The organism is Bradyrhizobium sp. RP6, from assembly GCF_003837805.1.
Taxonomy (GTDB): Bacteria; Pseudomonadota; Alphaproteobacteria; order Rhizobiales; family Xanthobacteraceae; genus Bradyrhizobium.
Map to the genome: position 1 here is coordinate 15,884 of NZ_RQIT01000026.1, position 23,200 is coordinate 39,083.

Consider the following 23,200-nt stretch of genomic DNA (forward strand, 5'->3'; position numbering starts at 1 on the left):
TCCACATCGGCAACTTGCAGCCGAGCCGGCGACTTCCCGGACTATCCCGCGCCCGCGACGCGCAACATCGAAGGTGGGAGAGATGATAGCGCTGATGCACTTGGGGCATGCCACCGTCGCCGCGGACACCCGGCCAGTTCGCTAACTTCAGCAATCATCGTCGCCGCAGAGGCACGCGCCAGAAATCCACTGGTCGAATGCCGGCATGGCAAACAAAAAGTCGCGCCGACAGGATGGGCGCGACTTTTCTCGAATAGCCAAAGACGTTCAGGAATGATGCCCTCGACTATTTCTCTTTGATGACAGTCGTGCTGCCGCTACTGCCAACCGTCCCTTCCTCGCAGACTTTGGTCTGCTTGATGCGATCTTCGGCTTCCACGCGGCTCTTGAAAGCCAGCGGACCGATCTGTGTTACGACCTCCTTGTCCGCCGGACGTGTGGTGGTAACGGTGCATTGGCGGTTCGGACCCTGCACGACATAGTACTCATCGGCCAGTGCCGGGGCGGCGCATCCGATGATTAATGCGCCAGCAAGAAGAAGTCTTGCCTTCATTGTCGCCTCTCTCTGTTCAAGTGCTGCCGGCCGGCGCGATCAAGCAACCGTCACGTGCTACCGCGCACGCGACCGCTCATGCTCCTCCTGTCGGCGGCTCTGTAACTCATTGCGGACTGCAAGAGTTCCGAAAGGCCACGTCCTCAGAACGAAGCCTTGGAACGAGGTGAAGGTGCCGCAACGGCCAGTTGTTGGATGATGTGCTCAGGTTCTGATGGCCGCTGCATTTGCGCGCGCTTTCTTTCTAGAAGCACAAACAAAAGCCCCCCGGAAGGAGCGGCGAGCGCTAAACCTAGATAATGAGCGGAACTCACTTCTTCATGGCGTCTGCTGCGTCTCTCGCCGCATCCTTAACGTCACCTGCGGCATTGTGCCTTGCCTTCCATTTGCAGGTCCTTATCGCCGCTTAGCTTACCGGCGCCTTCCTTAATGCTGCCCTTGGCCTTATCAGCAGCACCTTTCACATGCTCGCGCGATCCATAACGCGCTCCTTAGATCTGGATGACACCCAACGCACCAGAAAGTGCAACGTTCCGAATAGTGCTGGTGAGCAAAGCCAATCGGCTGAGTGGACCTCTTATGCGGCAATAGACTTGACCCACGAATGTTCGTCCTCGGTGGCTACTTTTGTAGCGCCGTGGCACTGAGGGTGTGCAATCCCGAGGCGAGCGGTCAGGCGCAAAGGACGTTCCACCGCATCTTTGCTGGTGAAGCAGAAGTCGCGGGGCGTTGCACATTTGCAACCCGCACGGCCATTCGAGGTAGTAAGCTGACCGAGCAGAATGACTGAAACATACTTCGTGTTTACTTCGATACAATCAGCGGGGGCGGAAAGTGTTTGATGTCTATCGCAATGGCAAGCGGGACTTGCTCGTTCTAAGCACAGGGGCCGCGATACCCGGCGCTTACTCTGCAAATAATTGGCGCAAGAGCAGAAAACGAGTTCTCAAAGTCAGCGACGAGATCAAGTCAGCCGTTCAAAGACAGGGCTATTACGTTCGCAGCTTGCGGGTCACCAAGGAGCGGATGATCTAGGTCGAGCAGGTCGGCGGCTTAGCTCGTCGCCGCACCATCCAGCTGCGCCAGCCCAGCCTCGATCACGAGGATATCTTCCTCGATCTGCTGAATGGTTGTCCGGCAGTCAAAGTCGGTGCGTGCCTTCAGGTCGGGCCAGCTTCCGGCGCTGTATGCGCAGATCGTCGAGAGCTCTCCTGTCATTGAGGCGAACGTAAGCGTCTACAATAAGTTCGATTGCGCTTGGCATCCCCGATCCTAGTCTCAATGAACACCCGCAACGCTTAGCCCGCGGCACTCTTCACAACGGCATCTCTTCGCAGATTGTGTCCAGCGGCGGTCAAATGCGACCCTATGACCAGACCGAGCCGCCTTAGCGTCAGGAGGGCAAGAGGGTCGCACAGTTCAATGGAAAGTCCGGCTCCCAATATCGCAATGGTGCGCTGCTCATCGCTATCGAGATCAGCCCATGAGATGTCCATCACGCGCCTCCGCGTCCAATAATATTCAAAAACCAAACGAGCGCCCAATTTGCCGCAGCATAGCTATAGCCGCGTCGGTGTACCGACCGTTGGTTAGGTATCGATCCAGCTGCGCTGTGCTAATCAACGCCACAACTGCCACCGTGAAGCCCTTAAACATTGGGCCTCTCCTTCAAGAAACCGCCAACCGGGCGTGTCGAAGTATTAAACCGTTCTCGGAATGCACTGCCGCATATCGCGGCCTAATACAGCAAAGGTGACAGTGACTAGTAACCAGTTCCTTAACGGCGCAATGTCTGGATGCGAGCGCCATGGGATGAGCGGAGACGCTGCAACGGCCGTCGCCCGATTGACGCGCCGTGATGGTAGCTCCGAAGGAAGATCGAGCATTAGCGCCAGCGTCATGCCTTCCTGACTAAGTTCGCTTTCAAGACATTTAGGCCAACCTTGCTCAGGCGCATACGGACTGTGGTGAGTGAAGCCGTCGTAACGGTTGTCTGCGGTTCGTCCTCCATCAGGAGATTCGCGAGCAGCTTCCAGAGTGTGCGCGGCGAGACACCATCGCGCTCGCACTTCCAGACGCTCCCATTTGGACCGTAAAGCGCGAAACGCTTTCTGGTCGTTGATCGCAATCATCGCGCGACGTATCGCAGGCGAGACGATGAGTTCTATGTGCCCTGGCTGTCCCATTGGAGCGAAAGCGCTAGCGGCTCCAACTGTCGTCGATCTCGATCAGCATTGTAACAACCGCGTCGCGATGCCGACCGGCATCAGGTAGCCGTCCAGGGCTTGAAAATACGAAGGCGAAAAAGCAGATCACAATACCTTTCAGCATGCGAACAAGGATGACAGCAGATTGTAAACAATGATTTAGGATTGGGAAAAAATGGTAACAACTCTGCGGCCCAGTGAAGTTCGCTCCTCTCTCGGGGATCAGATCGCTCTCTCGGGCCGCGTCGGAAGCGGCTTTCAGTCGCTATGGTCGTAGTCACCCATCCAGCTGAGGACCACGGCTGCGCAGACTAAACAGTTGAAACGATTTTGTCCTGTTCACAGACGATTGGGCTTGAACTGCGCTGTACGCTTCTCCGCATTTCGAGCATGCAAGTATAACTTGCGTCGGTGCAGTCTCGATCATGTCGGCCTCCTATGCTCGAGAAATGGGCCGGTTCCTAGAGCCGATCAATTCCGGGGCGAGGACGTGGTCTTTCCTATCGAGTGCCGTTCTTATCCTTTCCCTCAACAGAAGCATCTCCGCATATTCCTTCTCAATCGCGGGGCTGACGCGAAGAGTTTCAATATGTTGGTCGTGCAGCTTGATCAACGCAGCAATGTACTCACATTGAGTTGGGCACATGGATCAAAAACCCCCTAAAAACGGAAATTCAGATGCAACTGGCTCTGGGCGGGAATGCGGTAGCTGCTTCCATTTGTTCGTAAATGCGGCGGGTCGGCAAGTGTTTCAGCTGCTTTTTTTAGCGCTGCGTAGTGCTCAGCCCGCTCAAGGAATTCGGCAACTTTCGCTGACGGTACTGCGAAACCTAGCTGCTCTTGTTTGCCCGGGTGTGGATAAAACCCGGCGGCTCGCGTAGCATTCGCAAGGGTTCAACGTCTCACCGGGATCAGACAAATGAGCCGTTTCCTGCTGTGCTGTGTAGCCGCTACCTGCTTCGCCGGAGCTCTGGTCTTCCATTCCTCCGAAGCGAATGCTGTCTTTTGGCGCGGATCACCGCGCCAACAAACATCGATATTCACGGGTGGCCGATCATCAAAGAGCCCCGCCGAGCCATGTCAGTGGATACGGGTGAGCGGTGGCTACTGGGTCAGACAGTGCGTTTACTAGGCGAGCAATTGGCCCATCGCTCAATTCAAGCTTAAGGCCGAGGCCGACCACACACCGCTGCGTCGTCGCCCGCCTCGGCGCAGTGGAGGCTGCGGCCACTGCCGCCACTGGGGCCGGGCGTTGCGGCGAAGTTGGCGTCGAACAATCACCACCTGCTGCGGCGCCCAGCGGCGCTGGCTCCTCGACCCCGGCGGGAGGCAGACGGTCTCTTGTTCGATCAGTGAGGAGACACGATTGCGGCCACACTGAACGCCACCACGCAGACGGCGGCAAGTGACCAGAGCGCTATTGCGAGTTCTCAGGCATTGAGATTTCAACACCGCGACCTCGAAGGTACATCATTTTTGGGGTTAGATCCTACGAAATCCTCCGCCCCAATGCGCTAAATGCTCAGCTGACAGAATTCGAGGCCCAGCGGTCAGAACGATCTGTGCATCGCGGTTCAATGGATCTGTGCTTCCAAGGTAAAGCTTCGTGGAACAAGGGGTGGACGCCTGAACATATGGAACAAGCGCGGGCTTTTTTTTGAACGGGCGCTATTCCTCGATCCTGGAAATATCGAAGCGATGGTGGGCATTGCGTTTGTCGATCTTGTGGTTGGAAGTAGCTTCTTTACCGACGAACGAACCGCGCATCTTGTGGCGGCCGAGGCCGCGCTGGGAAGGGTGCTGTCCCTCGCGCCTAATCATGCGTTTGCCCATTTAGCTTTGGGCGGCGTGCTCATGTGTAGTTGCCGAGCCGCTCAGGGCCTTGCTGAGTGCGAACGAGCATTGGCGCTGGATCGAAACATAGCTGAGGCGCACGCGCTGATCGGCTGGGCCAAGTATTTTATGGGGCGCGGAGCAGAGACCGAGACTCATATCAGTGAAGCATTTCGTCTCTCTCCTCGCGATATCCTGAGCTTCCAATGGTCAATGATGGTAGGCTTCGCCAAGTTGCAGGTTAGCGCGGACGACGAAGCACTCAGCTGGTTCCGTCGCAGCATCGAGACCAACCGTAATCATCCCACCTCGCATTTTGGGCTGGCTGCTGCGCTCGCGCTTCTCGGTAAGCAGGAGGAGGCGTGGGCTGCCGTGCAAGCGGGGCTTGCGCTAAATCCGACGTTTGCTATCAAACGCTTCAAAAGCTTTTCAGTAAGCGACAATCCGGCGTTTCTCGCAGGTGCCAAGCGCGCCGTAAAAGGGTTTCACTTGGCCGGAGTGCCGAAGGAGTGATGTCGGCTCTGGGTCTTGGCCGTGTGATAACGCGGCGGATGGGGTATCGGCGAGCCGCTCCAGGCTGGATGCGCTGCAAGGTGACGGTTTCGAGCATATTTTTCCGATTTCGGGTCTGGGAGGCAAGCTGGTTCATCATCAGGTAAACCTGACCGGCTCTCAGGCTGTGCAGAGCCTGCAGTGGGGCCGTCTCAGGCCGCGATCGCCGCCAGCAGCGGCTTGACGCCGACGATATTCAGCACGCGCGTCATGTTGTAGCCGAGCACGCAGAGCGCCATCTCGGTCGCAACCTTGGGCAGCGTCTTGCACAAGAAGTGCGTCGCGCCCATGCGCATCTTCAGTGTGCCAAACGGATGCTCGACCGTCTCGCGCCGCGTGCGCATCGCCTCGGGGTTCTTGTCGAGCCGCTCCTGCACAGCCTCGACCACCTGCTCGTGCTCCCAGCGGGTGATCCGCCGCTCCGAGCCTTTCGTGCATTTCGCCTTGAGCGGACAGGCTCGGCACGCATTTGTCCAATACCGGCGCATGTTCTGGCCGTTTTCCACGGTCGTCATTCGATAGGTGAGTTGCTCCCCGGCCGGGCAGCGATAAACATCCTCCTCAGCCAGATAAACAAAATCCTGCTTGCCGAAACGGCCTTCCGCTTTGGCACCAGATGTCATCGGCTTCGGCAACGTCACGGTGACGCCGGCGTCCTCGCACGCCTTGATCTCCTCGCCGTTGAAGTAACCGCGATCGGCGACGGCCTCAAGTTTCTCGACCTTCAACGCTTCTTTGGCCGCCTGCGCCGTATTCGCAAGTTGCGAGCGATCCGAGCCCACATTCGTAACCTCGTGCGCGACGATCAGATGGTTCTCAGTGTCGACCGCCGTCTGCACATTGTAGCCGACGACGCCGGAGCCGCGCCCCGCTGGTCGCCATCGAGCGGCTGTCGGGATCGGTGAACGAAACCTGCTTATCGGGCGCGGCCAGAACCTGCTTCTCGATAGCCGCCAGCTTCGCCATTTCGGATTTCAACTTCTCGAGTTTCTCTTTGTAACGCATCTTCTTCAGCGTGACGACTTCCGACGGATCCTGCCGGTCTGCGGAGTCGAGTCGTGCCAGATAGCGTGCCACGCTCTCCTCCAACTGCTTCCGCCGGCGCTCGACTTTCGCCTGCGTGAAGTTCTTGTCGCGGTTATTCACTGCCTTGAACTTGCTGCCATCGATCGCGACGCTGGCCTTCGCGAGCAATCCCATCTCGCGGCACACCTCGACGAAGCGCGCGCAGACTTTTTTGATCGCCGGCCCATTGTCCTTGAAATCGGCGATCGTCTTGAAGTCCGGCGCCAGCCGGCCCAAGAGCCACATGACCTCCACGTTGCGGCCCGCCTCGCGCTCGAGCCGCCGGCTCGAATGCACGCGGTTGAGATAGCCGTAGATGTAGAGCTTCAGATGGATCGAGGGGTGATAAGCCGGACGACCGGTGTCGGCCGGATTGACGCTGGTGAAGCCAAGAGCGCGCAGATCCAGCATCTCGACGAACGCATCGATCACGCGAACAGGATGGCTGTCGTCGACCCAGTCGTCGAGGCATTCCGGCAACAGCGTCGCTTGCCCCCGGTCCATCCCCGCAACAAAGCCCGGCATCATGTCCCCCACCGATTCAGCAGGAGAACTATAGCAGGCCGAGACTTTTCACACAGCCAGGGTCACAAGCGGCGGTTTCGACCACTCAGCTCGTCAGGTCCGGCTTTCCTTCGAAAGGGGCCTTTGCGGCCGTTCATAGGCAATTCGGCTGAGGGCCATTGTCGGAATTGCCCGCGCTAACGACGTAGCAGCCTTCTTCATGCCAATCGTGAGTCTCAACGGTCCCTAGCGGCGCGCGCTCGCGATCAGGGCCTCGACTTGTGGTAGGATGCGCGTTACGACCGCCTCGATTCCGGCCGGGGTCGGGTGTAGACCATCGAGCGCTTTGAGTTGGGCATCATCGACAAACGCATCATCGAAAGCTGGGTAGAACAGCACGTTGTGCTCGCTGGCAAGACCAGAAAACATCGCCGCAAAAGCATTCTTGTATTCTTCTCCAAATTTTGATTGCGTCCGCACGCCGCAAAGAAGCACGGCAATCCGCCGCGCTTCGAGTTTACGTAAAATTTCCGCCAGCGCGGCACGAGTAGCATTTGGATCGATTCCCCAGACCATGTCATTCGCACCGAGCACCACAATGACCGCATCGGGTTGGTCGGTGATCACTCGGTCCAATCTGGCGAGACCTTTTGCGGCTGTGTCACCAGCCCAGCCGGCATTGGTTACGGCGACTGATTGACCTCTGGCTTTCAGTGCAAATTCAAGTTTGTCCGGGAAACGATGGGCAACGGGAACACCTTTATTTTCGATGAGAGAATCCCCGAGCACCGTGATCTTGATCACCCTTTCTTCGGCGCGAACGCTGTGGATCGTGGCCCACGTCAGTACAGTACAAACCGTGGCGACAATGACTATCGCGCGAAGAGCGAGCGTGGCGATAAATGGCGTAATGAACCTTCCAAGTCTTGATTTCATCGTGCTGCCTCGTTGCGATCAACGTGATCGTTTCGCGTGCCTGAGCTGGCAGCGCTCAGTGAGAGACCGGCACAAAGGGACTGTCGGTTCTGTTGTGTATCGTGGCGCCCGCCGATGGCAGTTCGCGCGGCTCATTCGCTCGGACGGCTTGCGCTGCGCGAGATTAACGTAGGAATCGGGCCAGTCGACCTCTCTCCTGGATGCCGGAAGATATTGCTTCCGGTCCGCGTACTCGTAGTACAGCGTCCCGTGGATACCTTGCGCATCGCGCTTCAAGATAGGGCGCTCCCATACGGGCGACAATATTCGCAAAGCCTGCTCTTCCCCTACGCGTTCGGTAAAGTCCTCGATCAACTCTAAGTCTTGGCCCGCCCCAGGAAAGATGGCAGCAAACTCATCATCAGTCGCTTGAAACAAGCTGAACGTCGCGTTGACGGCGGGATCGATGATCTGAATGTTCTTCAAGCTCTGCTCCCCGGAATCCACGATGATAGGGTTCTCTAGTACCGATATCCAAAAGTCCGCAACGGGTCAAAATGCGAAGACCTCTAGTCCTTGACGGAATCCGGTCTGGTAGTACACGTCCGTCCCGCGAGCGCCGCTCCAGACGTAGCCGACCCGCGGCACCGCTGGTTGCTGCGCGTGGGCTGCGAGGGGCAAGGCGACTACCGCAGCGCTGAGAAGAGCGACAAAATCGCGGCGTTTCATTAAGTCACCTCGCGGCGCCCTATCGCTACAATATGCGCCCGCAACTCGGAATTTTGAATGGGTGAGCCGGTGAAATAACCGTCAGCCCGAGATGAGTCCAAAGGCGTATCCGGGGGCATATTTCGTTGATCGTGGGCCCCCTCGGTAGAGGCTGCGCAGCCCCTGATGTCCGGGTTGGGTCAAAATGCGAAGAACTGCGGTTGAGCAAATCTGGTCCGCTGTGGCGTGATGAGGGGACCTCCGTCAGATGCGGTGCAACTTCGCAGATGGGCCATAAGGCGACGTTCACTAGCTTTTGCTCCTCTCAGGGAGCTCCCGCTCTTGGTGTTCGGCCCGCGCGCGATACTCTTCGGCGATCTCAAGCAGCGCTGCCTTAGCTCGCGCCTCTTCCGTCATTGCCGCTTGACGACGTGCAGGTGTGCGGCTTCTACCTCAACCGGCGTAGTGGCCGAACCGAATGCGTTCTCGTTCGTGGGGTACATCCAGCTACTCTGCTCGCTCATTATCCCGGCGTGCGTTGGGCCAACGAGAGCAAAGCGAAGTCACGTCTTCGCGCGCATGTAACTTCGCGAACCCGACTTCCGAATTGGCAAGCTGTGAGGTCGCGTTTCAAGCGAGCTGCCCCCAAGCGGCACAGCACATTCAGCGATCGAGTTCCACGGCGATAAGAAACTAATCATCGCCACTGCCCGGCTAGAGCAAGGAGACCTAGCGTGACTCAAGGATCAAAGACCGTGATTGTCACCGGCGGCTTGCAGGGGATCGGCTTAAGTGCGGTACGGACATTCATTGAACGAGGTTACAACGTCGTCGCGACCTCGCGCAGAGTGACGCGATCCCTCCTCTCCGAGCTTGGCCCTGGTGGATGGGGACGTCGGCATGCCTCGACAGCCACCAGGGTTGCCGAGACAGCTGTTGGCAAGTTCAGCTCGATAGATGCGTTGGTGAACAATGCTGAGATCTTCGTGGTCAACCCGTTCACCGACTACCCGGGTGATGATTTGAAGCAGCTGCTCTCCACCAATCTCAACGGCTTCATCTACATGACCCAAGTCGCGATCAGACAGATACAGATCATGGCACAAACGTCAGGCGGCAGCATTGTCAGCATCACTGCAGCCCTCGCGGGCAAACCCGATTGGGACTTTCTTCGCAGACCGTCCCCGATGGGAAGCATTTCGAGCATTCAGGAGATTGTGATCGAGGCTCGCCGCATCACGCGAGAGATCCTGCGCGTCGACGGCGGCGCACATGTCGGCAAATGGTAATCGAAACGATCTCGCGCAGCCGCTCCGTAGCTCGATACCCGACCTTATCGTGATGAAAGTACACCGAGATGCGGAACGATGCCGTCCTCCATCAAGAGTGCCGACGATATAGCCGATGATCATTGACCGACCGCTAGTAGCAGTTATCGACAGCGACAGCTCCTCGCGAGCGAAGGCGCTGGATTGCCTCGTCGCGGCTGGCCTGACGGTCGAGGTATTCAATTCAGCCGAGGATTTCTTGATGAGAAGCGAGACCAATCCACTTCACTGCATCATATTGGATGTGCGGTTGCCTGGCATCGGCGGTCTCGATCTTCAATCCCACCAGACAAGGATTGGACGCAAGACACCATTGTTGTTTCTGACGGCTCAGGACGAGGCAAGGACCTGCGTCTAGGCGATGAAGAATGGCGCCATCGACTATCTCATCAAGCCGTTCCAGATTGAACAGCTTGTCGACGCGGTCAGACGCGGCATCGAACGCGATCTCACGCGGCACCGGCAAGAGCAGATCCAGGACGAACTGCGTGCGAGGCTTTGCGTCGCTATCGCCCCGCGAAAGAGAGACCATGGCGCTGCTCTCGGCAGGACTTGGACCCAAGCACATAGCTGGCCGGCTAGGGATCTGTACGCATACTGCCCGTGTTCACAGTGGCCGGATCATGACCAAAATGGGGGCACAGTCCATCGCGGATCTGGTTCGCATTGCGGACAAAATCGGACAGGCGCAGAACGGAAGAGCGATCCGCCCCGACGACATCTTGGCAACCAGCCACGACCACGCTGCCCAACGCGTTTCGGATGAGGGCTTACTGCCCGCCTACTGCAATCTGCATCGTGCAGCGCCGGATGGCTCATTGCAGCCACAGGCATATTCGTCGAGCACGAATTCGGTCGTGTCGACACACGCGGATCGAAGTCAAGGTAAAGCTCGCGAAACTGTCGAAACCCGCTTCCGTTGGCGCGATGGCCGCCTCGCGCCAAAAGCGGCCGCGAAGTCTCGGCGATGATAGTCTTACGTTAGCGCGCGCTTCGGGTTCGCAAACCGACCGGCTTGCTTCCGTCGAAAATGAACTCGAGGCCCCTCGCTTCGAAAGCCCGTCGGATTCTTTCCAGGGTTCGTTCCGTGGCTCCGCGAAAGCCTGTCTCGATCCGGTGAATAGTCTTCACCTCTACGCCGGCAGCGTCCGCAAGCTCCTGCTGCGAAATCCCTAACCAGCTACGCGCTGCGCGAATCTGTTCTACGGAAATCATGTCGGAAAGATTCTATTAAGGTTAATTTGTCAGATCAACTGACATTTGGTCCCGGCCATGAGAAAAGTTCTCCCGATACAGAGGAGAACAACGTGCCTATCGATCCACTCACCGAATTGCTGAAAACCAATGAGGACGCCGTCCGCGCGGCCAAGCAGGTCGTCGCAACGGCCCTTGAAGCCAACTTCTCGATCGACCCGATTATCGGCGACGAACTCTCCCAATCGTTCGCCGTCATTTCTTCTTGCGTGCGCCGCCACGGTCTTCTGATCCAGACGACGCTCGCAGACACGCTCGCCACCAGCGGTCGTTTCGAAGTTCTGAGCGAAATCCATGTGCCGATCACCGTGGCGGCCAACGATCTTCTGACCTCCCAGAACTCCAACGCAGCCCTGGCGAAGATCCAACTGAAGTCGGACTCGCCTGTCATCAGGATGGCGAAGCTCGACCTGATTGTCATCGATTCCGAACGCGGCTGGGCCGGCGCTTACGACGTGAAAAGGGGCAATGGCGAAACGGCTTGGAACAAGCGCAAACCGATCGAGAGGGATCTGCGCGCGACCCGCCTCGTGCTGGCCTCGCATCTCAAGAAGCTCGGACATGACGTCGATCGAGTGACGACCGCGGTCATCGACTACTACGGCGGTTCGGGGTTCTCGCGTGACATCAAGCTCGTGCGCGATGAATTGAACGCGCACTTCGGCGTCGCGGTGGTCGAGCGCATCGAGACCATGACCGCCGCGCTGCGGCAGGAGATGCACACGCGCCTCGGCGCAATCCTCGAGCCCGCCATTAGCAAGCTGAACGCAGCGCGGAAGCCCAAGGTAGTTAAGCCGGCACCCGAACCTGAGACTCCCATCGAACAGCACGATTGGCTGACCAGCGTTCTTCAGGCGCGCCCGCTCGGGCCCGGACAGTGGATAGCGCCCGCGGTGTCATCCAACGCGCGGTGAGGGCAATAGGAGAAGCTGCACACATGCGTCAAGTCCGCGAACTAAACTCCACCATCGCCGGCCGCAGCAATCCCTGGCCATACGCCTCGGATGACTCAAACCCGCTTGCGTGGTGGCGCATGCTGCCGCCCGACGCGTTCAGCGCGGCCGAACGCCTTGATCTCGGCGCCACTCTCGAAAGCCTAGCCGTCCTCCGCGTCACCGACAACGTCCCGGCCGCCCTCAAGGGCGATCCGGCTGCCGCCGTCGCCGCGGCACTGTCGCTGACGCCGCTAGGAGACGTCGATCTTCAAGTCGATATCGTCATGTCGGCTCTTCTGCATTGCGCGCTCAAGGATGACGCCACGGCGGCCCTCGTCTTGTCGCACATCCTTAGCAATGCCGAATTCGATCACCCCCTGAAGATCGAGCTCTCGACCCTTTGGCTCACCCACCATCTCGGTCGTACGAGGGATCCGCGCTGGTTTGCTCAGACAGAAGTGGCCGTCAAGCAAGCTCTCTCCGATGAGGAGGGCGACGCTTGAGTACCGATGGCGGTGATGACGGCGCCGATCACCAGGATCTGCCAACCGCGGAGGACGCGGTCACGACCGGCGCCGCCGCCGATTCGGCCGATTGGGACGAGCGGCTCAAAGGCCTGCCGCGGCTTCTGCGCTATGCCCTGCTCGCCGTCAATGGCGCCGAACACATTGAGGAACGGCTTATCGCGGAAGTCAACGAGCTTTGCCCGGGACTGCCACACAATGTCGCTTGGGCCACCAGCAGGTCGTTGGAGGCCGCAATGGCACTGGCGACTGAACTCGATCGCCGCGCTGCAGCCCATAGTGAGCCAGCTCTCAGGAGCCTTGCTGATAGCGTCCGGCTCGTGAGCTTGCCAACGCCGCGTGATGACGAACACTTCCAGCAGCACCGCAGGGTCGCCAAGGCGCTGGTCAAGGCCTTTCAGGTGAATTCGCTGCACGTCGAACAGAAGGTTCGCTGCGATCTCGAACGGTTTACCTATGGCTGGGCTGCGCTGCCGGCCTGCACGCATTTTCTGCCGAAGAAGTTCTCTGCTGCGATTAACGCCTCCCTGGTCGGGCACCGCTTGGCCGAGCACCGCATCACCGCGGCCAAGGCCACGTTACGGCTCCAACTCAAGGAGGAGGAGGACAGCCGGAAAAAGCGGGAAGCCGAGGACCGGACCGAAACCGTCAAGCAAGAAGCCGTCCCGGACCCTGAACTCATTCCCGACCGTCATCTCGTCGTTGCGCGTCTGTCCGAGGCCGAGTTGAAGAACATCAAACTCAAGGAAATCCTTGGCCCGCTGAAGAACGTCATTAACACTGCTTTGCCGCTCGTTGAGGTGCCGCCGCTCCACGAGGCGCGCAGCGTTCTGCAGTTCGAGTTCCCGTACGCCATCGACGTCATCGATTTCGCGCTGGCGGATCTTGTTGGGCGCACCACGGTCCGTTTGCGCCCGCTTCTGATTGTTGGCGAGCCCGGCGGCGGTAAGAGCCGATTTGCCCGCCGGCTCGGTGAGGTGCTGGGTCTCCACGTTTGGCGGACCGAAGCCAGTCGTTCCGACGGCGCGGTGTTCGGGGGGACCGACCGGCGCTGGTACTCTAGCGAGCCTTGCCATCCTTTTCTCGCCATCGCGCAAGGCAAAACGGCAAATGTGCTGGTCCTCCTCGATGAATTGGAGAAAGCGGCGACGAGGTCCGACTACGGCCGGCTATGGGACTGCCTGCTCGGCTTTCTCGAACCGGAAACGAGCGTCCGCTACCCCGACCCCGCGCTCCAGACCAATCTTGATCTGTCGCAGGTGTCGTACATCGCCACTGCCAACCGCCTCGAGCCGTTGCCAAGTCCAATCAGAGACCGTTTCCGCATCGTGACCTTTCCCAAGCCGACCGCGAATGACTTGGACGCGCTGCTGCCGGCCGTGATCGTTGACCTCGCCAAGGAGCGCGGCCTCGACCAGAGCTGGATGACACCGCTCGACGGCGTTGAGCGCGAAGCTGTCGCGAAGCACTGGGCCGGCGGCTCGGTGCGGCGCCTGCGCCGCATCGTCGAGGCCATCCTGCGCGAACGCGACGTCCGAGCATTGAGGAACTGATCATGGTGGAACAGAACAACGGAAAGACACGGCCGCCGCTGCCGCGGCCGCCGCAATTGCGCGGGATAACCCGCGCGCAGGGCTTAAACGGCGCACCCTCGCCCGGTACTATCGCGGACAATCATCCGAGGACCAATACCGTGACCGATCCCCAGATCGTCTGCCCGAGCTGCCGCACTGAAATCAAGCTGACAGAATCGCTCGCGGCGCCCCTGATTGCGGAGACGCGCCGCAAGTTCGACCAGCAGCTTGCCGCCAAGGAAGCGGACTTTGGCCGGCGCGAAGCGCTGCTCAAGCAGGCCAGCGAAGAAATCGCGAAAGCTCGCGAGGCCGTCGACGAACAGGTCGCCGCAAAGCTGAAGGCGGAGCGGTCCAATATCGTCGAAATGGAAGCAAAGCGAGCACGGCTGGCGATCGCCGATGAACTCGGCGAACGCGACCGGCAATTGGCGGATTTGCAGCAAATACTCGCAGCGAACAACGAGAAGTTGGCCGCAGCCCAGAAGATCCAGGCGGACATGCTCCGCAAGGAGCGCGAGCTCGACGATGCCAGGCGCGAAGTCGAGCTCACGATCGAGACGAAGGTCCAGCAGGCACTCGCCGCTGTGCGCGACAAGGCCAAGCTGGAGGCCGAGGACGGCTTCAAGGCGAAAGTCGCGGAGAAGGAAGCCCAGATCGCCGGCATGAACCGGCAGATCGAAGAACTCCGCCGCCGTGCTGAACAGGGCTCACAGCAGTTGCAAGGCGAAGCCCTGGAGCTCGAACTGGAATCCCTGCTCCGCAATCAGTTTCCGCGCGATCTCATCGAGCCGGTGCCGAAGGGCGATTTTGGTGGCGACGTCCTCCATCGCGTGTTCGGTCCCGGTGGGCAGACTTGCGGCACGATCCTGTGGGAATCCAAGCGAACCAAACGTTGGAGCGACGACTGGCTGACCAAGCTCAGAAGCGACCAGCGCGCTGCTAAAGCGGAGGTCGCCCTTATTGTCTCCAGCGCGTTGCCGAACGATATCGAAACCTTCGGTCTGCTCGACAATGTCTGGGTCGCAGAGCCCCGGTTCGCCGTTCCGCTGGCGATCGTACTCCGGCACGGGCTGATCGACCTCGCCGGCAGCCGTCAGTCCCAGGAAGGCCAGCAGACCAAGATGGAGATGATGTACGGCTATCTGACCGGTCCGCGCTTCCGTCACCGGATCGATGCGATCGTCGAGAAGTTCACCGACATGCAGGCCGACCTCGACCGCGAGCGCAAGACGATGATGCGGCTCTGGGCCAAGCGCGAGGAACAGCTCCGTGGGGTGCTCGACTCCACGGCCGGTCTCTATGGCGACCTCCAGGGAATCGCCGGCCGCGCGATGCAGGAGATCGAGAGTCTTGATGTGCTGATGATTGAGGTGAAGGGCGAGGCGGCGGAGTAGATTGGCCCCCTCAGAGGTTAGAATTCTGCCATCTTGAAGAGGCGACCGTCGGCTCCGTCGTCGTGAAGGCGAAGTATAATTTCGTCCGGCGCAAACGTGGGGGGTGACTTCTCTTCGATACGCGGCAGGTCTGAAGCAATTAGCGTCATTATGTATTGCATCTTCTTGGTACTCGTCTGTTCACGCACAACCTCTAACAGCGCCAGCTTCTTTCGGTCGTCCAGAGCTTCGAAGATTCCGTCGTGGTAGACAAAATGGAAGAAGCCTACGTCCTCATACACCTTCAGCAGAGCTAGATCGAACAGGGCACAGACCAGCTTTTTGTAACTCGTCCCTTCTCCCTGGCTAGAGGTCTTGCCGGTTTGCGTGGTTGATGGAAGTTTCTTCGAGCCGATGTCGCAGTTGGCGTACATATAGTGGAGCATGACGCTTATCATACGCCTCCTGCCCTTCAGTGCAGCGCGCCTCTTTTGGATCTCCTCGATCAAAAAGGCAAAAACATTATCGAACGTTGCAAACTCGGCACGGGCGGCCAGTATCTTTTGCTTTAGTTCGTCGGCGCTGTCGTGATAAAGGGCGGCAACCTGAGTATTGCGGGGATTCTTCAGGAAATGGTCGATCCGCGCAAAGTGAGGGAAAGAGTTGCTGACGATGATCTGGTTGTAGTACTCGTCTGACAATCCATTGATTTTGTTCTTCTCCTCTCGCAGCTTGAGCTTTTCAAAGTCTCTGGCGCTGTTGACCGCGCTCAGCGCTGACCCATCTGCGTAGTCGTGGACCGCGCCAATCACTTCGATGAGATCGTCCGGTTCGAAGCGGAACGGGATGGGATCTTTCCGGTTCGGAAGCCATTCCCGGATATGCTGCATATCATCCAGTGCGGCGTTGAGACGCTCAACCCCGATGATGTGAGCACGCTTGACGCCGAGTGCCATCAGGCTGGCGATTAACTTCTCGTCGGCACCTCCAGTATAGCGGCGGTTGGTGAACACTAGGTAGTGGTCACATAGGCCCTTCTTTGCGAGCCGCTTAATTTTTGCGTGCTCCTTTTTCAGGAGGCGCTCAAAATCCTTATCCGAGCATGATTTGTCGAATACGGCTACGTGCTTGGCCTGGAGGACAACCTGACCCTCAAGGGGCATGTTGGCGCTGGGAAAGCATTCGGCCTTGCCGTTGAACTTGCCATCACGACCGCCGTCGCGACCGGGCGCGAATGGCGTGACACCTTCACCCAGCCAGTTGATGCAAATCTTGACGACGAGCTCTTCAAACTCACCCTCGCTTAGTTCGTAGAGGCGATAATCGCGACGCATCCAGTGACCTTGTTCCAAATGGGCTTACGTGACGGCAATCTGACGCGGTTCTGGGCTCCAGTACGGCCCGCCGGGCAACAGAGGGGAATCACAGCAACAGCGTAATGGTTGTAATCTTGGCTCAATATCGCTTCGGCAATCAATTGGAAAATAGTGGGTGCGCTTTTGTCATGTTGGAGATCCCACCGACGTCTACTCCGCCGGACGTCGAGGTTACGAGAGTAGTGAGGGAAAGAACTTGCGCCGTTGTTGTGTCCCTATGCTTCCGACCCTAATAGAATAACGCGCTGCCGCATCTCTGGCCGCATCGCCCCTATCAATTTCCCGACGTCATCGTGCCATATCGAGGCGAAGACGAGGACCAGGTCATAAAGGGCTGTACCGGCGAGGATGTTGCGCAAGAACTCCCTTCGTTTCCTCGCGAACGAGGCAGTCGTCCCGCCGAGCGGTCGATCATTCATAGCGACGATGCGTCGGTCCTGCGAAAGAAGAATAACCACAACAGGATTCGCCTGGGAATCGAAGTACGGCCAATGCTCCAGACCGTGAAACGTAGCAAACACTGCATCGGATTGTTTGAGAACGCCTCGCGCCTTAAGTGCCGCCAACGCCCGATTCTCCAGCGGCTCTTCTGGGTTTGCAATGCGCTGGCGCTTACGAGCAGCCCTGGTGCTCTTCTTGAGAAGCTCCCTGAGTTCAACGATGGTGAGCCTGCCCTCGGCAACGTCCTTGAGCAATTGCTGTCGTTTCTCGGGTTGGCGGGCTGCAATGCGAGCGACGCGCTCGACGGCAGCCACGGGCATCCGAACGCCAGACGGCAGTTTGGTGATGCCCTCGGCATCCAGATACTGGGCAGCCCAGATAAAACGCCGAAGTGTGTTATCGCTCAGCTTCACCCGCTTCGACAGCTTGGCGATGTAGTCGCGCCGATCGCCTCGGCCGAGCGCCTCGTAGGGGCGGACATGCGGCCGAATGTAAGCGAGCCACTCGCTGGCTATTCTTCCGGGAGATGGTGACATACGCGGAGGCGCCGAATCGAGATGCGTGAGGGCCCATTAGTATAAGCCAGCGCACTGGCTTAACAAAAGAAATGTGCTGTTGACGACAGAGGCGCTTCGCGTGACACTGTTGTCGCGCTCTCTCTCCAGTCGATACGATCTAGCGCGCTCGATGCGAGATAGAGAAGTGATGGCTCAGGCCGAAGGAATGACGGAGAAGATGACAGAGAAAGAGCACGCGGTCTTCTGCGTTACCTTCGGAGTAACGTGGGGGAAGCGAGGCTATGCTTCGGCATCCGTCTCCAGGGGCCTGGAAACCGAGCACCCGCATTGGGGCAGCCAGCCTCATCTGGACGGGGCGGCCCGCGCGGAAATGGGCCTTCGTGGAAATTTCGTGGAAACCACCCCTTCAGGCCTCGGGCGCGGGGCGCCTAAGTCATTGAAGAGGATGGTGGGCACGACAGGGATCGAACCTGTGACCCCTACCATGTCAAGGTAGTGCTCTCCCGCTGAGCTACGTGCCCTAGAGGTCATTTCATCGGTGGGGTCCCTATAACGGCTCAGGGGACCCGGCGCAAGGACGGAAGGGGGCCGATTTAGGCCGCCAGCATCTTGTTCACTTCGCTGACCAATTCGCGCAGGTGCACGGGCTTGGACAGCACCTTGGCGTTCTTGGGGGCGTCCGAATCCGAGTTCAGGGCGACCGCGGCAAAGCCGGTGATGAACATGATCTTGATGTCGGGGTCGAGTTCCGAGGCCCGGCGGGCGAGCTCGATGCCATCCATCTCCGGCATCACGATGTCGGTGAGCAGCATCTCGAACGGCTCTTCCCGCAGCCGCTGATAGGCGGCCATGCCGTTGTCATGGGACGAAACCTGGAAACCGGCATTTTCCAGCGCCTTGACCAGGAAACGGCGCATGTCGTTGTCGTCTTCGGCGAGCAGGATTTTTGCCATGGCAGGAAACGTCGAATCCCCAGAGGATATCAGCAGAGGTCACTAAGCCCGACAGAGGGTAAATTTGGGGTGAAAATCTTTACCTTGGGCCGGCTGCGCTGCCGGCACTTGTGAACCGGAACGGGCTCCAAATCAATCGAGCCGGACCGACTGGTCCCCGCCACGATGCCCGCACGGTTAAGACATGTCCCAGCGTCCATCACATCTTTTCGCTTGGCAGAATGGTTGCGATTCCGGACAATGACGGACACATAAGAGCCGTTCGACCGGCCGAATCATTCGATCCGGAGCGATCCCGGATCGTGAGGCGCCGAGGGGGCGAAGCCCGAGTAAGGACGAAGCTTGAGAAGATGACCCGGTTTGACGGCGACATGTCGCCAGCCTTCGAGATCTTCGAGCCCGCCGAATGGCGCGCGCCTGTCATCTTCAACTCGCCCCATTCGGGCTCGACCTATCCGGACGAATTCCTGGCGGCGTCGCGGATCGACCTGCCGACGTTGCGGCGGTCGGAAGATTCGTTCATGGACGAGCTGATCGGCCATTTGAGCGATCGTGGCTTTCCGACGGTGCGGGTCAACTTTCCCCGCTCCTACGTCGACGTCAATCGCGAGCCCTATGAGCTCGACCCCCGCATGTTCAGCGGGCGGCTGCCGAGCTTTGCCAATACCCGCTCGATGCGGGTCGCCGGCGGCCTCGGCACCATTCCGCGCGTGGTTGGCGACGGCCAGGAGATCTACCGCGACCGCATCCTGGTCGACGATGCGCTGGGGCGGATCGAGGCGCTGTACAAGCCCTACCATCGCGCGCTGCGCCGGCTGATCAACAAGGTGCACCAGATGTTCGGCACCGTGGTGCTGGTCGACTGCCACTCGATGCCCTCGGTCGGCGTCAGCAGGGACGAGCCGCGCCGACCCGACGTCGTGATCGGCGACCGCTACGGCACGAGCTGCACGCCGCTGCTTCCCGATCGCGTCGAGGAGACCATGACGGGCCTCGGCTATTCGATCGGCCGCAACAAGCCCTATGCCGGCGGCTTCATCACCGAACACTACGGCAATCCCGCAAGCGGCCTGCACGCGGTACAGCTCGAGCTCAATCGCGCGATCTACATGGATGAGCGGCGGCGCGAGCGGAGTGCACGCTTTGCGCAAGTAGCCTCCGATTTCGGCGTTCTCGCCGACGTGCTGGCCACCACGATTCCGTTCGCCGATCTCGGCCCGTTCCAGGCTGCGGCGGAATAGGCGCCGGCTCTTCGACTTACAATCATGTTGTCTGCGATTGGCGCGAACGCGTCTTCGCTTCGCTGCGCACCCGAAACAAAAAGAGGGGCGAAGAAAAAAGAGGCGCAAAGAAAAAAGGGCCGCTTCTGATGAAGAAGCGGCCCAAGTCTAGGGAGGAAACGCCCAAGGAGGGCAGCGGTAACGCCAAGCGCTACCGCACCGCAACAATATGCGACCGCGCCGCACAAAGCGCAAGGCCTTTTGAGCCATTTCCCATGCAATTCGCACATGGCTCGGTTGCTTCCAGAGAAACCCAGATTCAGTTTCTTTGATAAGGAAATTCAATGGGTTGATAGTCATTTGCATACGAACGAGGCAACTCCGGAACGTAGTTTTCAACTCCATGATCGATATTTGGCCAGCAGATGACTGGGATGAGGCAGCACGCCTCGGCATCCAAAATACCAGGGAGCAAATCAAGACAGCGCTGCACCCGGGGGACGAATTGGGCTAGGCAGGAGGCGAGCTTCAGCCAACCTTCGCTTCGAGGATTCCCGTGACGGTGATCGACTTCTCCGCCTTCATCGGTCGGCTCGCCACCGCCTCCGGCGAAACCATCCTGCCGTTCTTCCGCACCTCGCTGTCGGTCGACGACAAGAGCAAGACCAAGGATTTCGACCCCGTGACGGAGGCCGACCGCGCCGCGGAGGCGGTGATGCGGCGCCTGATCAGGGCAAATTTCCCTCAGCACGGCATCGTCGGCGAGGAATTCGGCAATGAGCAGGACGATGCCGAGTATGTCTGGGTGCTCGACCCCATTGACGGCACCAAATCCTTCATCGGCGGCTTTCCGATCTGGGGCACGCTGATTGCGCTGCTCCACAAGGGCGCGCCGGTCTACGGCATGATGCACCAGCCCTTCATCGGCGAGCGCTTTTCCGGCGACAACGGCTCGGCCAATTACAGGGGCCCCTCCGGCGAGCGCCGGCTCCAGGTCCGCCGCTGCGCCTCGCTGTCGGAAGCCACGACCTACACCACCAGTCCCCTGCTGATGAACGAGAGCGACCGCGCCATCTTCGGCCGCATCGAGCAGGGCGCGCGGCTGTCGCGCTATGGCGGCGATTGTTACTCCTATTGCATGCTGGCGGCCGGCCACGTCGATCTCGTGGTCGAGACCGAGCTGAAGCCCTACGACATCGCGGCGCTGATCCCGATCGTGACCGGCGCCGGCGGCGTGGTCACCACGTGGGAAGGCAAGCCGGCCCAGGGCGGCGGCCGCATCATCGCGGCCGGCGACGCGCGGGTTCACGAAGAGGCCTTGAGGCTCTTGAACCAGTAACAACGCGAGCGGAGGGCTTGCATCACCGACGCGGGGGCGGAGACAGCGAAGTAGGCCACTTACCCTGGAGGTCAAGAGCCGTTCTCTCACAACGCGACAGGTGCGTTCCCTCCCCTCCTTGCGGGGGAGGGCTAGGGAGAGGGGTTCACACGGGGACTCCATCGATCACCTTCTTAGCGACAGAGAGACCTTTTGCTGGGTACCCCTCTCCCCCGCCCTCCCCCGCAAGGGGGGAGGGAGCGCAGTTGGGCTCGCTGCTGCAGCGTGGGCTCACACCAGAGCGCGGCCCTCCTCACACCGCCTCTGCCCTGAGATGCTCCACCAGCATCTTGGCCGGCTTTGGTAGCGCCTTGAAGCTTCGCGCGCAGATCACGAGGCGGCGGTTGGCCCAGGCGTCGCGCAGGCGGACCATGGCGAGCGGCATCAGCTTGGCGCAGCGGCGGGCGGCGGCTTCCGGCACCAGGGCAACGCCGACATCGGCGGCAACCATCTGGCAGATCGCATCGAAATCGCGCAGGCGCGCGCGGAAATGCGGGCGCATGCCGAGTCGCGCCGCGTGCTTCGAGATGTGCATCTGGAGCGCTGTGGCGCTGGTCAGGCCGACGAAGTCGCAGGCCGCGGCCTCCTGAAAATCGATCTGGCGCCGGCCGGCGAACGGGCCGCGGCGGGAGGTCACCAGCGTCAGGCGATCCTCGCTGAACACGAAGCGCTCGATATGGTCAGGCAGCGCGTGCTCGGCGGCAAAACCGAGATCGGCGGCGCCCGTCGTGATCGCCGCCGCAATGTCGGTGCTCTCGCGCTCCTCGATGTCGACGGCGACGTCGTGATGCGCGCGCAGGAAGCCGGCGAGCGCCTTCGGCAGATGCTCCGAGAGCCCCGAGGTGTTGGCGAGGAAATGCACGCTGGCGCGCAAACCGCTGGCAAAGCCGGCAAGATCGCCGCGCATGGCGTCGATCTGGTGGATGACGAGCCGCGCATGATCGAGCAGGCGCTCGCCGGCCGCGGTCAATTCGATGCCGCGGCGGCCGCGCTTGAGCAGCGCGACGCCGAGCGCATCCTCGAGCCCCTTGATGCGTGCGCTGGCGGAGGCCAGCGCCAGGTGTGACCGCTCGGCACCGCGTGTGATGCTGCGCTGGTCGGCGACCGCGATGAAGAGCTGGAGGTCGACGAGGTCGAAGCGCATGCCGTGTCTCCTCAGCCTTCGCCCCAGACGAAGGCTCTCTCCGTAACCTCCAGATTGTGCCCGATCGCGGCATCGGTCAATGTGCGGGGATGATCGACCCGCTTCTCATTCTCGTCGCCGCCGTCTTCCTGCTTGCCGGATTCGTCAAGGGCGTGGTCGGGCTTGGCCTGCCGACGGTGTCCATGGGCCTGCTCGCCGTGAGCATGGCGCCGAGCCGCGCCATCGCCATCGTCATCGTGCCCGCCATCATCACCAACATCTGGCAGACCTTCGTCGGCCCTTATCTGCGCGACATCCTGAGGCGGCTGTGGCCGCTGATGATCGGCACCGTGATCGGATGCTGGCTCAATGCCGGCGCGCTGACCGGCCCGCATGCGCGGTACGGCACGATCGTGCTCGGCGCCCTGCTCGTCACCTACGCCGTGATCGGCCTGAACAAGTTCCAGTTTCGCGTCGCACCCGAGAACGAGAAATGGGTCGGCGGCATGGTCGGAATCGTCACCGGCGTGATCTCGGCCTCGACCGGCGTGCAGGTGATCCCCTCGATGCCGTTCATGCAGGCGATCGGCATGGAAAAGGACGAGCTGGTGCAGGCGCTCGGCGTGTTCTTCACGACGGCGACGCTCGCGCTCGCCTTCAACCTGACCGCGGTCGGCTTGCTGACGCCCGCCAATGCCGTACCGGGCGCCGTGGGCCTCGCCATGGCCTTTGCCGGCATGTTCATCGGCCAATCGGTGCGGGCGCGGATGCCGGCGGAAGCGTTTCGCCGCTGGTTCCTGATCGCGATGATTTTGCTCGGCCTCTATCTCGCCGGAAGCGCGCTGGCGAAGGAATTCGGTTAAGCG

Annotated in this window: 21 protein-coding genes, 1 tRNA gene and 2 pseudogenes; 12 read left to right on the top strand and 12 right to left on the bottom strand. The window is 60.0% G+C overall.

Translation table 11 applies throughout. The annotated features are described in order from the left end of the window. Positions 1-286: 286 nt before the first annotated feature. A complete protein-coding gene (locus tag EHH60_RS31410) occupies positions 287-553 on the bottom strand; it encodes a hypothetical protein (RefSeq protein WP_124163222.1) in 267 nt (88 codons plus the stop codon). 356 nt (positions 554-909) lie between these two features. After that, positions 910-1,017, bottom strand: coding sequence for a CsbD family protein (locus tag EHH60_RS31415; RefSeq protein WP_370137847.1), 108 nt, complete (start codon positions 1,015-1,017; stop codon positions 910-912). A 370-nt stretch (positions 1,018-1,387) separates the two neighbouring features. On the opposite strand from EHH60_RS31415, the gene EHH60_RS38200 reads away from it, so the two are divergent. After that, a complete protein-coding gene (locus tag EHH60_RS38200; RefSeq protein ID WP_124163223.1) occupies positions 1,388-1,588 on the top strand; it encodes a hypothetical protein in 201 nt (66 codons plus the stop codon). 18 nt (positions 1,589-1,606) lie between these two features. On the opposite strand, the pseudogene EHH60_RS31425 reads toward EHH60_RS38200, so the two are convergent. Next, positions 1,607-1,817: pseudogene (locus tag EHH60_RS31425) on the bottom strand (hypothetical protein). A 2,641-nt stretch (positions 1,818-4,458) separates the two neighbouring features. On the opposite strand from EHH60_RS31425, the gene EHH60_RS31440 reads away from it, so the two are divergent. Beyond that, on the top strand, positions 4,459-5,106 hold the full coding sequence (locus EHH60_RS31440; RefSeq protein ID WP_124163225.1) for a tetratricopeptide repeat protein: 648 nt from the start codon (positions 4,459-4,461) through the stop codon (positions 5,104-5,106). 191 nt (positions 5,107-5,297) lie between these two features. Here EHH60_RS31440 and EHH60_RS31445 read toward each other — a convergent pair. The 3 genes and pseudogenes from EHH60_RS31445 to EHH60_RS31455 all read right to left on the bottom strand — a co-directional run bounded on the left by EHH60_RS31445 (position 5,298) and on the right by EHH60_RS31455 (position 8,115). Beyond that, a pseudogene (locus tag EHH60_RS31445) lies at positions 5,298-6,735 on the bottom strand (IS1182 family transposase). Between the two features lie 225 nt (positions 6,736-6,960). Then, on the bottom strand, positions 6,961-7,650 hold the full coding sequence (locus EHH60_RS31450) for a GDSL-type esterase/lipase family protein (protein ID WP_124163226.1): 690 nt from the start codon (positions 7,648-7,650) through the stop codon (positions 6,961-6,963). Positions 7,651-7,668: 18 nt separating this feature from the next. Then, positions 7,669-8,115: a DUF8220 family protein gene (locus EHH60_RS31455; RefSeq protein WP_199752273.1), complete on the bottom strand. Its 447-nt coding sequence runs from the start codon at positions 8,113-8,115 to the stop codon at positions 7,669-7,671. A 956-nt stretch (positions 8,116-9,071) separates the two neighbouring features. On the opposite strand from EHH60_RS31455, the gene EHH60_RS31460 reads away from it, so the two are divergent. From EHH60_RS31460 to EHH60_RS38845, 3 genes are all read left to right on the top strand, one after another. Then, positions 9,072-9,626, top strand: coding sequence for an SDR family oxidoreductase (locus EHH60_RS31460; RefSeq protein ID WP_124163227.1), 555 nt, complete (start codon positions 9,072-9,074; stop codon positions 9,624-9,626). Positions 9,627-9,741: 115 nt separating this feature from the next. Continuing rightward, positions 9,742-10,023 (top strand): response regulator, encoded by a 282-nt coding sequence (locus tag EHH60_RS38840; protein ID WP_124163228.1) that lies wholly within the window; start codon positions 9,742-9,744, stop codon positions 10,021-10,023. Between the two features lie 172 nt (positions 10,024-10,195). Then, positions 10,196-10,636: a LuxR C-terminal-related transcriptional regulator gene (locus EHH60_RS38845; RefSeq protein ID WP_158626791.1), complete on the top strand. Its 441-nt coding sequence runs from the start codon at positions 10,196-10,198 to the stop codon at positions 10,634-10,636. A 10-nt stretch (positions 10,637-10,646) separates the two neighbouring features. Here EHH60_RS38845 and EHH60_RS31475 read toward each other — a convergent pair whose 3' ends face one another. Then, a complete protein-coding gene (locus EHH60_RS31475; protein WP_124163230.1) occupies positions 10,647-10,880 on the bottom strand; it encodes a helix-turn-helix domain-containing protein in 234 nt (77 codons plus the stop codon). 92 nt (positions 10,881-10,972) lie between these two features. Between EHH60_RS31475 and EHH60_RS31480 the strand changes: the two genes are divergently transcribed. The 4 genes from EHH60_RS31480 (at position 10,973) to EHH60_RS31500 (ending at position 15,346) form a co-directional block, all read left to right on the top strand. Then, positions 10,973-11,833, top strand: coding sequence for a hypothetical protein (locus tag EHH60_RS31480; RefSeq protein WP_124163231.1), 861 nt, complete (start codon positions 10,973-10,975; stop codon positions 11,831-11,833). A gap of 119 nt (positions 11,834-11,952) precedes the next feature. Beyond that, complete coding sequence (locus EHH60_RS31485) at positions 11,953-12,357, top strand: hypothetical protein (RefSeq protein ID WP_124163232.1); 405 nt, start codon at positions 11,953-11,955, stop codon at positions 12,355-12,357. Beyond that, a complete protein-coding gene (locus EHH60_RS31490) occupies positions 12,354-13,931 on the top strand; it encodes an AAA family ATPase (RefSeq protein WP_245333864.1) in 1,578 nt (525 codons plus the stop codon). Before EHH60_RS31485 ends, EHH60_RS31490 begins: the two co-directional genes overlap by 4 nt. Positions 13,932-14,071: 140 nt before the next feature. Then, positions 14,072-15,346: a DUF2130 domain-containing protein gene (locus tag EHH60_RS31500; RefSeq protein ID WP_158626792.1), complete on the top strand. Its 1,275-nt coding sequence runs from the start codon at positions 14,072-14,074 to the stop codon at positions 15,344-15,346. 17 nt (positions 15,347-15,363) lie between these two features. On the opposite strand, the gene EHH60_RS31505 is transcribed toward EHH60_RS31500, so the two are convergent. The 4 genes from EHH60_RS31505 to cpdR all read right to left on the bottom strand — a co-directional run bounded on the left by EHH60_RS31505 (position 15,364) and on the right by cpdR (position 18,613). Beyond that, a complete protein-coding gene (locus EHH60_RS31505) occupies positions 15,364-16,659 on the bottom strand; it encodes an ABC-three component system protein (protein ID WP_124163233.1) in 1,296 nt (431 codons plus the stop codon). A gap of 257 nt (positions 16,660-16,916) precedes the next feature. Further along, positions 16,917-17,678 carry a hypothetical protein gene (locus EHH60_RS31510; protein WP_124163234.1) on the bottom strand — a complete coding sequence of 254 codons (762 nt, stop codon included), beginning with the start codon at positions 17,676-17,678 and terminating at the stop codon, positions 16,917-16,919. A gap of 428 nt (positions 17,679-18,106) precedes the next feature. Further along, a tRNA-Val gene (locus tag EHH60_RS31515) sits at positions 18,107-18,181 on the bottom strand. Between the two features lie 72 nt (positions 18,182-18,253). Beyond that, complete coding sequence (gene cpdR / locus EHH60_RS31520) at positions 18,254-18,613, bottom strand: cell cycle two-component system response regulator CpdR (RefSeq protein WP_028179810.1); 360 nt, start codon at positions 18,611-18,613, stop codon at positions 18,254-18,256. A gap of 350 nt (positions 18,614-18,963) precedes the next feature. Here cpdR and EHH60_RS31525 point away from each other — a divergent pair, with 350 nt between their 5' ends. Both EHH60_RS31525 and hisN read left to right on the top strand, forming a co-directional pair. Continuing rightward, positions 18,964-19,854, top strand: a complete 891-nt coding sequence (locus tag EHH60_RS31525; RefSeq protein ID WP_124163235.1) for an N-formylglutamate amidohydrolase — start codon at positions 18,964-18,966, stop codon at positions 19,852-19,854. A gap of 535 nt (positions 19,855-20,389) precedes the next feature. Further along, positions 20,390-21,172 (top strand): histidinol-phosphatase, encoded by a 783-nt coding sequence (gene hisN, locus EHH60_RS31530; RefSeq protein ID WP_124163236.1) that lies wholly within the window; start codon positions 20,390-20,392, stop codon positions 21,170-21,172. Positions 21,173-21,464: 292 nt separating this feature from the next. Here the strand turns inward: hisN and EHH60_RS31535 are convergent, their stop codons facing one another. Beyond that, positions 21,465-22,355, bottom strand: a complete 891-nt coding sequence (locus EHH60_RS31535; protein ID WP_124163237.1) for a LysR substrate-binding domain-containing protein — start codon at positions 22,353-22,355, stop codon at positions 21,465-21,467. 89 nt (positions 22,356-22,444) lie between these two features. Here EHH60_RS31535 and EHH60_RS31540 point away from each other — a divergent pair, with 89 nt between their 5' ends. Further along, on the top strand, positions 22,445-23,197 hold the full coding sequence (locus EHH60_RS31540) for a sulfite exporter TauE/SafE family protein (protein ID WP_124163238.1): 753 nt from the start codon (positions 22,445-22,447) through the stop codon (positions 23,195-23,197). Positions 23,198-23,200 lie beyond the last annotated feature (3 nt).